The organism is Streptomyces sp. NPDC051105, from assembly GCF_040682795.1.
Lineage (GTDB): Bacteria > Actinomycetota > Actinomycetes > Streptomycetales > Streptomycetaceae > Streptomyces.
Genome location: NZ_JBFBBR010000001.1, coordinates 738,118 through 751,326, shown reverse-complemented (window position 1 = coordinate 751,326; position 13,209 = coordinate 738,118). Strand labels below are relative to the sequence as shown.

Here is a 13,209-nt window from a genome sequence, read left to right as displayed (position 1 = left end):
GTCATGCTCCGTTCAGTGTGCTGCGGTCCACGCGGGGTTTTCGGCATGGTCACTGGAGTGCACCCCCGCTGATCAGGAGGCTCTGCCCGCTGATCCAGGCCGCCAGGGGGGAGGCGAGGTACTCGGCGGCGTCCGCGACGTCGTCGACGGTCCCCATCCGGCGGCCGATGCGCCCGGGCCGGGCGACGAACCGCCGGACCGGGTGGTCGGGGTCCGGCTCGGTGAACACGCCCGCACCCTCGATCGCCGTGGGAAGGATCGTGTTGACGGTGACCCCGCGGTCGGCGAGTTCCTGCGCCAGGACCTGTACGGCGTAGCGCGGTGCTGTCTTGCTCGACCCGTACAGTCCTTCGCCGCGGACCGGCACCGTCGTCGTGCTCGAACCGACGTAGATGATCCGGCCGCCGTTCACGACGTGCCGCGCCGCCGCCTGGAGGGTGAAGAAGGTGCCCCGGGTGTTGATGGCGAAGAGACGATCGAACTGCTCCTCGGTGATGTCGAGGAAATCGATGCCGATGAGCTCGACACCCGCGTTGGCGACAGCGATGTCGACCTGCCCGAAACGGTCGGCGGCCTCGGCGAAGAGGCGCTCGATATCAGGCAGGGCCGAAATATCGGCCTGTACTGCGATCGCCTCCGCGCCCAGACGCTCGATCTCTGCGACCGTCGCGTCGGCGTCCTTCGCGCTGGAGGCGTAGTTGACCACGATGTTCGCGCCGAGGCGCGCGTAACGCAGGGCGATCGCCTTGCCGATGCCTCGGGCGGAGCCCGTGACCACGGCCGTCTTCCCGGTCAGATCCCGCATCGGAATCGTTGCCCCTGCCGGCCCGCCGTTCACAGGCTCTGACCGCCGGAGATCTCGATGCGCTGCCCGGTGACCCACTGGCTCGCATCCGAGAGAAGGACGGTCACCGCGCCCGCGATGTCGTCGGGTTCGCCCACGCGTCCCAGCGCGACCTGCGAGGTGAGGTAGTTCCGGACCTGTTCGTCGTGCATCATGCCGCCGCCGAAGTCGGTCGCGGTCGCCCCGGGCGCGACAATGTTCACGCGGATGCCGCGGCTGCCGAGCTCCTTGGCCTGGTAGCGGGTGAGGACCTCGACCGCGCCCTTCACGGCTCCGTAGGCGGAATGCCCCGGGACGGCGAAACGGGTCAGCCCGCTGGAGACGTTCACGACGGCGCCGCCGTCGGCAAGCGCCGGCAGCAGGGTCTGTGTCAGGAAGAAGACGCCCTTGAGGTGCACGTCGACCAGGTCGTCGAAGTCCTTCTCGGTGGTCTCGGCGAACGGGGCGGTCAGGTCGGTGCCGGCGTTGTTGACGAGGAAGTCGAACGTGGTCCTGCTCCAGCGGGCCTGGAGCTCGGTGCCGAGCTGTTCGGCGAAGTCCGCGAAGGTGTTCACGACGCTGGTGTCGAGCCGCAGCGCGACGGAGGAACGCCCCAAGTCCCTGACGGCGGAGACCACTTCCTCGGCCTCGGTCCGGTTGGTTCGATAGGTCACGACGATGTCGACACCCGCCCTGGCGAGGTGCAGGGCGTACGCGCGCCCGAGGCCTCGGTTGGCTCCGGTGATGACGGCGATCTTCTGGGTGGTGCTCACGGTGACTCCTTCGTCGCTGGTCGTTCTGGAGGGTTCGAGGTGCTGTTGTCGACCCCGGTGACCAGTTGACGCGCGATCCGAGAAGCCATCCAGTGCCTGCTTGTCCACTGTCCGGCGGTCCCAGGCTGGGACGACATCCTGGGATCAGCAGACAGTGGATAGCCGTATCCGGGTGAGGCACAGTGTCGATATGGATCAGAGCGGCCTGGCGACGTTTCTCCGTCGGCGTCGAGAGGCGCTGCAACCCGACGACGTCGGCTTCCCTCCGGGGCAGCGCCGACGCACGCCCGGCCTGCGACGCGAAGAGGTGGCCGCGCTGTGCGGAATGTCGACGGACTACTACAGCCGTCTCGAACGCGGCCGCGGACCACAGCCCTCGGAGCAAATGATCACTGCGATCGCCCGTGGACTCCGGCTCACCCTCGACGAACGCGACCACCTCTTCGTCCTCGCCGGCCACAACGCACCGGCTCGCGCCACTCGCGACGATCACGTCAACGCCGGAATGATGCGCATCATCGATCGTCTCGGTGACACCCCCGCCCAGGTCGTCACCGGCACCGGCGAGACCATCGTCCAGACCCCGATGGCAGTGGCCCTGCTCGGCGACGAGACCCGTTTCACGGGGCTCGCGCGCAGCCTCATCTACCGCTGGTTCACCGACCCGAACGAACGTACGATCTATGTGCCGGACGATCATCCGACGCACAGCCGCGTCTACGTAGCCCATCTCCGCGCGGTCGCCTCCCGCGAGGGCCGCGGCTCACACGCCGCCGCGCTCGCCGGCCGTCTGGGCGCGGAGAGCTCCGAATTCGCGGACCTGTGGGCCCAGCACGAAGTCGGTGTCTCGCACACCGCGCGCAAGAGGATCCTGCATCCGCAGGTCGGAATGATCTCCCTGCACTGCCAGACACTCGTCGACCCCGACCAGGGGCAGTTGCTGCTGGTGTTCACGGCGACCCCCGGCACGGAAGACCACGACAAGCTCCGACTGCTCTCGGTCATCGGAAGCCAGCGGATCGACGCGTCCACCGGCGGATGAACGGCGCGTCGTGCACACCGATCGCCGTCAGGGAGAGTCCGGCGATCTGGAAGCGGTCAAGCTTCGTCATAGCGGTCGCCCCTGTGCGGCCCGTGCTGGCCCGGCAGTGAAATCGCGACCGGCTTCAGCGCAGGGAGGCAGGCGGCCGAACGATCCCCCGTCACCGATCACGGCCCCGACCGGCACGAGCACCTCAGCCCCCGTCCACGCCTGCCCCATGGTCGGCGAATTCAGGTTGGACAACGCTCATTTGTCGGTCGGCAGCGCCTGTTCGGTCCAGATGCACTTTCCGGAGGAGGTGTACCGGGCTCCCCAGCGGTCGGCCATCGCCGCGACCAGCTGCAGTCCACGGCCGCCCTCGTCGGTGTCCGCCGCGCGCCGGATGCGCGGCATGCTGAGGCTGCCGTCGGAGACCTCGCAGATCAGTGCCCGGCTGCGCAGGAGGCGTACTGCCATCGGCCCCCTGGCGTGTCGTACGACGTTGCCGATCAGTTCGCTGACGAGCAGTTCGGTGGTAACGGACAGCTCTTCCAGCTGCCATGCCGCGAGTTGCTTCCGGATGCTGTGGCGTGCTTGGCCCGCAGCCATGGGTTCGTCGGGCAGTTGCCAGCAGGCGATGTCCTGCGGGGCCAGAGCGCGGGTGCGCGCGACCAGCAGAGCGGCGTCGTCGCTGGTTCGGTACGGGTCGGGCAGCATTTCGGCGATCAGGTCGTCGCACAGGCCGTCGAGTTCGGGAGTGCCGCCGTACGCGGTTTCGAGCCGCCGACGGAGTCGGTCCATGCCCTGGCCGATGTCGCAGCCGGCCGATTCGACCAGGCCGTCGGTGTAGAGCACGAGCAGGCTGTCCTGGGGCAGTGTCACCTCGGCCAAGTCCAAGGGTGGCGCCGCGACGCCGAGCGGGGGGTTGCACGGGAGATCGAGGAAGTAGGCGGTGCCGTCGGGACGGATCACTGCCGGCGGCGGGTGACCGGCGCTGATGACCGAGCAGTGGCGGTCGGCCGGGTCGTACACGGCGTAGAGGCACGTGGCGTAGAAGTCCTCGCCCAGGCCGCCGACCATTTCGTCAAGGTGGGAGAACAGCTCGTCCGGAGGCATTTCGAGGTCCGCGAGCGTACGGACGGCGGTCCGCAGCCGTCCCATGGTCGCGGCTTCGGAGAGACCGTGGCCCATGACGTCTCCGATGACCAGGGCGACCCGGTCCGCGGACAGCGGGATGACGTCGTACCAATCACCGCCGACCTCCATGCCTTTCCCGGCGGGCAGATAGCGGGCGGCCGCGGTCACGGCCGGTACCGAGGGCAGGGCACGGGGGAGGAGTCCGCGCTGCAGTTCCTGGGCTCGGCCGTGTTCGGCGTCGTACAGCCTGGCTCGCTCCATGGCCTGGGCGACCAGGCCGCTCAGCGCCGTGAACAGTGTCTGTTCCTCGTGAGAGAACATCTGCGGCCGGTCGTAGGTGATGACACAGATCCCGACCGTCCGTCCGGAGACGATCAGCGGCAGGTACGCCCACGCCTGCTTGCCGCTCAGGGCCACGATGTCAGCCATCCCGGGGTAGCGGCGGACGAACTCCTCCGGCGAGGAAATGAAGTTGGGCACGCCGTCGAGGAGAGCCTGGGCCACATCCGGGAGGTCCTTGACCGGGACTGCCTCCACCCGGTCGACTAGTTCCTTCCGTGCGCCGACGACGGCGACCAGGAACACGCGCCCCGCCTCAACGGTCCAGACGCCGACGGCTGTCGCGCCGAACAGCGGCAGCATGTACTCGTTCACCGTGTTCACCACGTCATGCCCGGTTACCGCCGCCGCGAGGGCACGGGTCAGCGCCGCGATCGGGGTGCTCTGCGAGCTGACGGCAGCGTCCACGGGATGCCGCTCGGCCGCGTCCTGCTGGATGTCCGTGATATCGCTGAGGTAGAGCGTCAGGTTGTCGGTCGCGGGAACCAGTCGCATGCGCAGCCACCGCTGCTGGGCGGGCCACGGTACGTCCAGGCCGAGTGGTGCCCCGTTAGCGACGGCCTGCCTGGCGGCTTCCTCCACACCGAGGCCGCGGAGGTCCGGGACCGCCTCCCACAGGGAGCGGCCGTACAACTGCTCCGGAAGGCCGAGGAGGTGCTCAGCGCCGCTGCTGGTGAAAGCGACACGCCATGAGCTGTCTAGGGCCAGGACTCCGTCGTTGTCCTGCCGCAGGGCGTGGCCGATGAAGTCCCGGGTGAGTCTGCTGTCGGTGGCGTCCCTGACCGTGCCGCTCAGCCAGGCTCCTCCGCCGTTCCCGTCGCCCCGGTCACGGCTGCGCCACGCCACCCAGCGGAAGCCGCCGTCGTGTTGGCGGATCCGGCACTCCACGCCGTACGCGCTCGGGCCGCGGCGAGCCTGCGTCGCCCAGGTCAGCACCCGGTGCAGGTCCTCGGGGTGAACCAGCCGTTGCCATGCTTCGATTCGCCCGTCGAAGGCGTCCGTGTCGAATCCGAGGATCCTGACTGCGGATTCGTCCAAGCTCACCGTGTCGTTGGTGAAGTCCCAGATCCAGATGCCGAATTCGGGCCCCCTGCGGATCCCCGAGGACTCACCGTCGCGGCGCTCTGCGGACTCCGCCGCACTCTCGACCGTCCGGACCGCGCACACTCGCTCCCCGATGCACTGGGCCACGGCATCGAGCACACGCCGCTCCTCCGTGTCCGGCTCCTGGGACGCGGAGGTGAGGACGGACAGCGCACCCACCCGGCCGCCCCGGGTCAGTACCGGCACGGAGGCCAGTCCGGTGCCGACGGGCAGACGGTCTGCGCCGACGTGGGAATCCCGGTCGCCGCGGGCCGGCATCCATGCGAAGGAGCGAGTCAGGACAGCACGGGCAGGTGCCACCGCTTCGCCGGGCCCTACGTCCTCCCAGGCCCGGACGAAGGAGTCGGAAAGCCCGGTGTGCGCGGCTAGCGGCATCGGCCCGCCGTCCGCGAGGTCCCAATGGATCATGCCACCCAGCCCGTGCAGTACCGCCACGGCCGAAGCGATCCCGAGGTGTAGCAGCTCGTGTTCGTCCGGCCACGCTGTGCTGGCGTGCTCTGCGTCCGGGCCCATATACTCACCTACTCAATTCGAGCATAGAGGGCTTACGACCTATATGTGCCCGGAATCCGTAGCATTGAGCGCGCCCGCGGCACGTCGGGCGCGGACCTGGTGGAGGCAACGCGTGCCGCGCTCGGCGCAGAGGCCGATTGCGTGCCCTCTCAGTGCGGCTCGCGGACCACCGCGACGCCTCCGGCAGGGACGGTGACCGCCCCGCAGACCGGTTTGCCGGTGAGGAGTTCCACGCCGTCCGCGGGGACCTCGGCGCCGGCTCGGGCGTGGTCGATCAGGAAGAGGTAGTCGGCATCGGCGCCGCTTCGCCGGACGACCTCAAGGCCGACGGGCACACCGGTGAGTACCGGCTGGACGTCGGCCTCCTTTCGGATGCGGTCCATCAGGGCGGAGAGGGTCGCGGGGTCGGGGCGGGTGGCCAGGTACCAGGCTGTTCCGCTCCCGGGGGTGTGGCGGGTGACCGCTGGTGTTCCGGCGAGCGGCCCGTCGGCGAAGGAGGCGACGGGTTCAGCGCCCATGAGCTGGATCCGCTCGGACCACAGGGTGGCGGTGGCGCCCGCGGGAACCTGCCCGGTGAGCTGGAGCGTCTGCTCAGGCAGCAGCGGGAAGAGCTCGTCGGTGCGCACGCCGAGGACGTCTCGGAAGGCGCCGGGGTAGCCGCCCATCCGGACGTGGCAGTTCTCGTCGACCGCGCCGCTGTGGAAGCCGACGGCCAGGGTGCCGCCGCGCTCGGCGAAGCCGGTCAGGTTGGCCGCGCCCTCGTCGTCGACCAGGTAGAGGCTGGGTGCCAGGACCAGGCGGTAGCGGTCGAGGTCGGCGTCCGGCCGGACGAAGTCGACCGCGACCCCGGCCCGCCACAGCGGGGTGTACCAGTCCCGGACCAGGTCCTGGAAGCGCAGTTCGCCGCTGGGCTGGGAGGGGAGTTCCAGGGCCCAGCGGGCGTCCCAGTCCCAGACGATCGCGACCTGAGCGTTGACAGTGCTGCCGCGGACCTCGGCGAGGGCGTCGAGGTCCGCACCGAGTTGTACGACGTCCTGCCAGATGCGGCTGTCGGTGCCGGCGTGCGGCAGCATCGCGGAGTGCCACTGCTCGGCACCGGCTCTGGCCGCCCGCCACTGGAAGAAGAAGATGCCGTCGGCGCCGCGGGCCACGTTGGCGAGGGCGTTGCGGCGCATCTCGCCGGGATGCTTGGCGCGGTTGACGGGCTGCCAGTTGACGGCTCCGGTCGAGTGCTCCATCAGCAGCCAGGGGCCGTCGGCGAGGGAGCGCATCAGGTCGCCGCTGAGGGCGATGTCGATGTCGGACTCCGGGTCGTCGGACATCAGGTAGTGGTCGTTGGAGACGATGTCCAGCTCGGGTGCCCAGCGCCAGTAGTCCAGGGCGTCGAAGGTGCGCAGCACCATCAGGTTGGTGGTGGCGGGGATGCCGGGGGCCGCCCGCCGCAGGCTGTCGCGTTCGGCGGTGTACAGCGAGAGCAGTTCGTCGGAGCAGAAGCGGCGCCAGTCCAGTTGGTGGGTGGGGTTGGGCGGGGCTCCGGTGGCGCGGGGCGGCAGGATCTCCTCCCAGTCGTAGTACCACTGGCTCCAGAAGGTGGTGCCCCAGGCGTGGTTGAGCGCGTCCAGGTCGTCGGCGTAGCGCGTGCGCAGCCAGGTGCGGAAGGCGGCGGCGCTGGTGTCGCAGTAGCAGGCGGCGTTGTGGCAGCCGTACTCGTTGTGCACGTGCCACATGGCCACGGCCGGATGGTCGGCGTACCGCTCGGCCAGCGCTCCCGCGATGCACAGGGCGGCCCGGCGGTAGGCGGGACTGCTGGGGCAGAAGGTCTGGCGGCTGCCGTACGACAGGGTGTGGCCGTCACGGTCGACGGGCAGGGCCTCCGGGTAGGCGCGGAAGAACCAGGCGGGCGGGGCCGCGGTCGGGGTGGCCAGGTCGGCGGCGATGCCGTTGGCGTGCAGCAGGTCGAGGATGCGGTCCATCCGGGCGAAGTCGTAGACGCCCTCGGAGGGTTCGAGCAAAACCCAGGAGAAGACGCCGACGTTGACCATGGTCACCCCGGCCTCACGCATCAGGCGCATGTCCTCAGCCCAGACCTCCTCGGGCCACTGCTCGGGGTTGTAGTCGCCGCCGTAGGCGATGCCGGGGACGCGCAGCGAACGTGCGGAAGTCATTGGTGGTCAGCTCCGAGGGACGAAGTGGCGGACGTGGCGGAAAGGGAGGAGGCGCCGAGCAGGCGGCGGGTGGTGGTGAGGCCCCAGTCGTCGAGGGAGAGCAACCGGTCGCTGGAGGCCATCAGCCCACCGGTGGTCTCCAGGTACGCGGCCCAGCGCTCGCGACTCTCCACGGGGTGACGGGCCATCAGGCGGCCGGGGTCGTTGACCCAGAGGCGCCCGTGCTGCCATTGGCGTCCCGTGCCGGTGAACTCGGCGCGATCCAGGCCGTGTTGGCCGAAGTCCTCGGCATCGGCGTGGCGATACGGGGCAGTGTCGGGGCTGACGCGCATGGCGTCGAAGAGGCCGATGGAGGGGAGGATCGGTGCGCGGCAGCCCAGCAGGTAGGCGTCCGCGCCGATCGCCTCGCGGATCAGAGCGATGCCTTCGCGGTACGCCGTGAGAGCGTCGGCCCCAGAGTGCCGTACGCCGTCCAGCGCGCCTGCGTAGAGGAAGTCGACCTTGAAGTAGTCGTAGCCCTCGATGCGCAGAACCGCGAACACCTCGATCAGGTACGCCGCCGCGGCCAGGTGCGTGGTGTCCAGGACGTGCAGGTCGTGACCCCGGTTGCGGCCCGCCAGGAGGGGGCTGCCGTCGGAGGTCCGGACGAGCCAGTCGGGGTGGACGGTGGCGAGTTTGCTGCGCGGGTCGACCAGGAACGGTGCCGTCCAGATGCCCGCCCTGCGGCCCCGCGCGCGGATGGTCTCGGCGACCCCGGCCCGGGAGGTGAACCGGCCGGAGAGGGTGAGCCAGTCGCCGAGCGCGCTCTGGTAACCGTCGTCGATCTGGACGACGTCGACGGGGAGGGCGAGGGCGTCCATCGCGGTGAGGTTCTCGCGTATGTCGTCCTCGGTCACCGCGTTGAAGTGCTCGTACCGAGAGCACCACACGGTCGGCGCGGGCCGGGGGGCGGGCAGGCCGAGCCCGTCCGCCCAGGCGGCGAGGGCGCCCTGGATGCCGTCCGGCCCCGGGGAGTGACTGTGCTCGGTGACGGGTCCGTCGGCGCTCACCTCGGCGCGGCCCTCGCGGACGGTGAGCCGGATGGACGGTACAGCGTGCAGCGGGTCGGCCGCCGCCCACAGCCGGACCGGTGAGCCGTCACCAGGGTCCAGTGCCAGCAGTCCCTCCCCTTGGAAGGTTCCGGCCGGGACCGTGCGCCCGGGCCGGTGGCTGACGGTCGCCCAGTTGTCGTTCGTCGGCCGGTACGGAGTGGCGCCGAGGGCGTAGGCGCCACTCGGGCTCCAGGACTGCCAGCCCTCCTCGTGGACCCGAGCGGCGGCGGGATCCACGAGGAGGGAGGTGAGAGGGGTGAAGGGAGGGGGCACGGTGGTGGTTCTTTCTCCGGGCGTCAGCTCGTGTCGGCGCCCAGGGGCAGGCCGCTGTCGAGCTGTCGTTGGTGGGCCGGCCGAACAAGGGGCGGTTCATGTCGGGTCCTGACCAGGCCTGTCGGCCGGAGAGGCGGCGGAGACAGGCCGTCGAAGCAACCAGTGTCAAACACGATCGAACAAACACGATCGGGACGCGAGGACCATAAATCCAACCAGTGGCCTCCTGTCAAGACCCTTCGCTCCATGCGTCATACAGGCAATGCGCGCGGAAGGAGCGGCGGGAAGATGCGACGCCCGAACTCTTGACGCACGACCTCCCGAGCCGTAGACATTGACCGCGCGGTCATACAGCTGACCTAGCGATACTCCAGGCATCCGGTCATCGGGAGACGTCATGGCACGAGTGGTGGGACTGGGCGCAGGCCCTGGTTTGCCGCGCAGTGAGGACGTGGCCCGCGTGGCAGGGGTGTCACGCAAGACGGTGTCGAGGGTCCTCAACGGTGAGCCGCACGTCTCCGCCGATGTGCGCCGACGCGTGCTAGAGGCCGCCGAGAAGCTCGGTTACCGCCTGAACAATGCGGCCCGGATGTTGGCTTCTGGTCGAACCCGCTCCATCGGCGTGGTCACACTCGGGACCGCCGGATACGGGGTCGCCTCGCTGCTCGTGAGCATCGAGCGAGCCGTTCGGGACGCCGGATACGCCCTGCGGGTGATCAGCACCCTGGAAGGCGACGAGCGGGGCATCGCCGGCGCCGTGGGCTCACTGCTCGAACAGGGCGTGGACGGCATCGTCATCTCCGAGCCGGTGGACGAGGGAGAAGTCGCCCTCCGCGTCGACGTACCGGTCCTCTTCCTCGGTGCGCCACCGGTCTTCACCGCCTCCCGGACCGTGACCGCGGGGGTCGGCTCCGACCTCCTGGCCCGGGCCGCGACCGAGCACCTGCTGGATCTGGGGCATGCGACGGTCCATCACCTCGCCGGTCCTCAGCAGTGGTACGCCGCCAAGGACCGTCTCGCGGGGTGGCGGGCGGTACTGGAGGAAAGGGGCAGGAGCGCCCCGCTGGTCATCGAGGGCGACTGGTCGGCCGCCTCCGGATACGCGGCGGGCCGCGAGCTGGCCGCCGATCCCACCGTGACCGCGGTATTCGCGGCGGGCGACGACATGGCCATCGGCCTGATCCACGCGCTGCTGGAAGCCGGCAGGCGTGTGCCCGACGACGTCAGCGTCGTCGGCTTCGACGACAACCCCGTCTTCGCCTACGCGACTCCGCCGCTGACCACCGTGCGTCAGCCCTTCGACGCCGCGGCGAAGGAAGGACTCAGGCTTCTCGTGCATGCCATCGAGAAGCCCGACGACGACCTTCCGCCGGCGAGCACCCCACCGGTCGAGCTCGTCGTCCGCTCCTCGACGGCGGCGCCCGCGCCGCTTCGCCCGGAGTAGACGTCGCGCCACATCACCTGAACACCTCCCGACTTCGACACCCTCCCCGGAGAAGCCCAAGAGGCATACCTCCGGCAACGGCCGACCAGGACCGGTAGGCCGCGGGACCCGTCGCCGTACACCGCGCGCCTGTACCTGTCGCCGACATCTGTCGTCGCCGACGGTCATCTCACCCATGCGCATGCCTACGTCCACCGGCATGTCGTCGTACGTCATCCGTGCCCCCTCCGGCCGGCGTACCCAAGAGCCACCCGCCGCTGCCGTTCCGGGACGTTCCGGAAGCGGCGGGCACCAACACCCATCTCTGCACCGCATGTTGGGAGCCGTACATGTCCATCACACCGGAAGACGCCAGACAACGCGCCGTCCCACGTCCCCACCCCGCCACCGTCCTGCTCATGCTGCTCTCGCTGATCGCGGCGGCCATCACGCTCCTCGTCCCCGCCGCCGGCAAGGCGCACGCCCTCTCCCGCGCCTCGCAGACGTTGGCCGCCCCGCTGGCCAACGCCCCCTCCCCGGGCACGCTCTACCCGCGGGCCATGCGAATGAAGTACAGCGGGGCGTCCAACGGCACCATGCTCGCCACGTACGAGCAGTGGACCTCGGGCACCCCCGTCCTGCCGATCTACCGCAGCACCGACAACGGCAACACCTGGACCCAGATCTCCAGCGTCACCGACACCCAGAACGGCTGGGGGATGCGCTGGGAGCCGGACCTGTACGAGCTGCCCACCGCGATCGGCAACTTCCCCGCCGGAACCATCATGGCCACGGGCGCCTCGGTCCCCAGTGACCGGTCGGCGATCAAGATCGACATGTACGCCAGTACCGACCACGGACTGACCTGGACCTTCGTCAGCAACATTGCCACCGGCGGCGCGGCCATCAGCGAGAACGGCAACACCCCGGTGTGGGAGCCGTTCCTGATGGTCTCCGGCAACAAGCTCATCGCCTACTACTCCGACCAGCGCGACCCCGCCCACGGCCAGAAGATCGTGCACCAGGTCACCACGGACGGCGTCAACTGGGGCCCGGTCGTCGATGACGTGGCGGTGCCCACGTACAGCAGCCGCCCCGGCATGCCGACCGTCGCGAGGCTGCCCAACGGCAACTACGTCATGACGTACGAGTACGGCGGCGCCCCCGAGGGCAACTTCGCCGTCTACTACAAGATCTCCGCCGACCCGGAGGCGTTCGGCTCGGTCACCGGCACGGTGCTGAACTCCGGTGGCGTGCCCACCAGTTCGCCGTTCATTACCTGGCTTCCCGCCGGCGGTGCCAACGGCACCCTGGTGGTTAGCGCGAACAGCACGTCCGATCTGTTCCTCAACACCCAGAACGGTGCCGCGGGCGCCTGGACGCGCATCCCCTCCAACGTGGCCGCCGGTTACAGCCGGGGCATGCTCCCGCTCGCGGACGGGCACAGCCTGGAGGTCTTCAGCGGAGGACGGCTGAGGAGCACGGGCGTCAACTCGGTCACCTACAGCACCATCGACTTGGGCGGCGGCATCTCCGACGGAGCCACCTACACCGTCGCCAACGCCAACAGCGACCTGAAGCTCACCATCGCCGGCGGCTCCACCACCAACGGCACCTACGCAACCCAGCAGAACACCGACAACGCCACCGACCAGCAGTGGCGCTTCGACCAACAGGCATCCGGCTACTTCAAGATCGTCAACGTCGCCAGCGGCAAGGTCCTGGGCGTGGAGAACCAGTCTGCCGCCAACGGCGCCAAGATCCTGCAGTGGAGTGACAACGGCAGCACCGACCACGACTGGGCCGTGGCACCCAACCCGGCGGGCGGCTTCACCATCACCAACCGGGTCAACGGCAAGGTCCTCGAAATCCCTGGCGACTCCACCACCGTCGGCACCACGGCGGACCAGAGCACAGACACGGCCTCCGCCACCCAGCGGTGGAACCTCACCCAGACCGCCCCGCCGAACCTCGCCACCGGCCAGTACGTCTTGGTCAACAAGAACAGCGGCAAGTACCTCGACATACCCGCCGCCTCCACCACCGCGGGCACGGCGGCCCAGCAGTGGCAGAACAGCGCCTGTGCGTGCCAGTTGTGGAGCTTCCAGCCCCAGACCGGCGGTGCGTGGACGGTCACCAATGTCAACAGCGGGCTGAAACTCGACATCAACAACGGCTCCACCACCGTCGGTGCGGCCATCGTCCAGAACACCGCCACCAGCGGTGCCTCCCAGAAGTGGACCCTGACCGACGCGGGCGGCGGCTACTACAAGGTCGCCAACACGAACAGCGGCCTGCTGGCCGGTGTCGCAGGGTCCTCCACCGCGAACGGCGGGGCCGTCATCCAGTGGACCGACGTCAGTGTGAACGACCAGCTCTGGAAGATCGTCCGGGTCAACTGACCCTCTGAGAAGGGGCTTTCTACCGGTCAACAGCAAGAAGGCAGGGCCTCCAGGCCGCTCGGGGTACGCCCCCCGGCACTAGGAGGCCCTGCCGGCACAGCACGATCGGCACGTCGTCGCGGCCCCGGCGGCACGGTCGCGTCGG

General features: G+C 69.5%; 8 protein-coding genes. 3 read left to right on the top strand and 5 right to left on the bottom strand.

Annotation, left to right across the window (positions count from 1 at the left end; all coding sequences use genetic code 11):
* Positions 1–49 precede the first annotated feature (49 nt).
* On the bottom strand, positions 50–805 hold the full coding sequence (locus AB0N16_RS03365; RefSeq protein ID WP_365792493.1) for an SDR family oxidoreductase: 756 nt from the start codon (positions 803–805) through the stop codon (positions 50–52).
* A 29-nt stretch (positions 806–834) separates the two neighbouring features.
* Positions 835–1,596: an SDR family oxidoreductase gene (locus AB0N16_RS03360; RefSeq protein WP_365792491.1), complete on the bottom strand. Its 762-nt coding sequence runs from the start codon at positions 1,594–1,596 to the stop codon at positions 835–837.
* Between the two features lie 190 nt (positions 1,597–1,786).
* Here AB0N16_RS03360 and AB0N16_RS03355 point away from each other — a divergent pair, with 190 nt between their 5' ends.
* Positions 1,787–2,638 carry a helix-turn-helix transcriptional regulator gene (locus tag AB0N16_RS03355; protein WP_365792489.1) on the top strand — a complete coding sequence of 284 codons (852 nt, stop codon included), beginning with the start codon at positions 1,787–1,789 and terminating at the stop codon, positions 2,636–2,638.
* Positions 2,639–2,884: 246 nt separating this feature from the next.
* On the opposite strand, the gene AB0N16_RS03350 is transcribed toward AB0N16_RS03355, so the two are convergent.
* The 3 genes from AB0N16_RS03350 to AB0N16_RS03340 form a co-directional block, all read right to left on the bottom strand.
* The gene (locus AB0N16_RS03350; RefSeq protein WP_365792487.1) at positions 2,885–5,710 is read right to left on the bottom strand and encodes a SpoIIE family protein phosphatase; all 2,826 of its coding nucleotides are present in this window, start codon (positions 5,708–5,710) and stop codon (positions 2,885–2,887) included.
* A 149-nt stretch (positions 5,711–5,859) separates the two neighbouring features.
* Positions 5,860–7,875 (bottom strand): beta-galactosidase, encoded by a 2,016-nt coding sequence (locus tag AB0N16_RS03345; RefSeq protein WP_365792485.1) that lies wholly within the window; start codon positions 7,873–7,875, stop codon positions 5,860–5,862.
* Positions 7,872–9,239, bottom strand: coding sequence for a glycoside hydrolase family 36 protein (locus tag AB0N16_RS03340; RefSeq protein ID WP_365792483.1), 1,368 nt, complete (start codon positions 9,237–9,239; stop codon positions 7,872–7,874). Before AB0N16_RS03340 ends, AB0N16_RS03345 begins: the two co-directional genes overlap by 4 nt.
* A gap of 397 nt (positions 9,240–9,636) precedes the next feature.
* Here AB0N16_RS03340 and AB0N16_RS03335 point away from each other — a divergent pair, with 397 nt between their 5' ends.
* Together AB0N16_RS03335 and AB0N16_RS03330 are read left to right on the top strand one after the other, a co-directional pair.
* Positions 9,637–10,683, top strand: coding sequence for a LacI family DNA-binding transcriptional regulator (locus AB0N16_RS03335; RefSeq protein ID WP_365792481.1), 1,047 nt, complete (start codon positions 9,637–9,639; stop codon positions 10,681–10,683).
* Between the two features lie 329 nt (positions 10,684–11,012).
* Entirely contained in the window at positions 11,013–13,064 is a 2,052-nt protein-coding gene (locus AB0N16_RS03330) for an RICIN domain-containing protein (RefSeq protein WP_365792479.1), read from the top strand.
* Positions 13,065–13,209 lie beyond the last annotated feature (145 nt).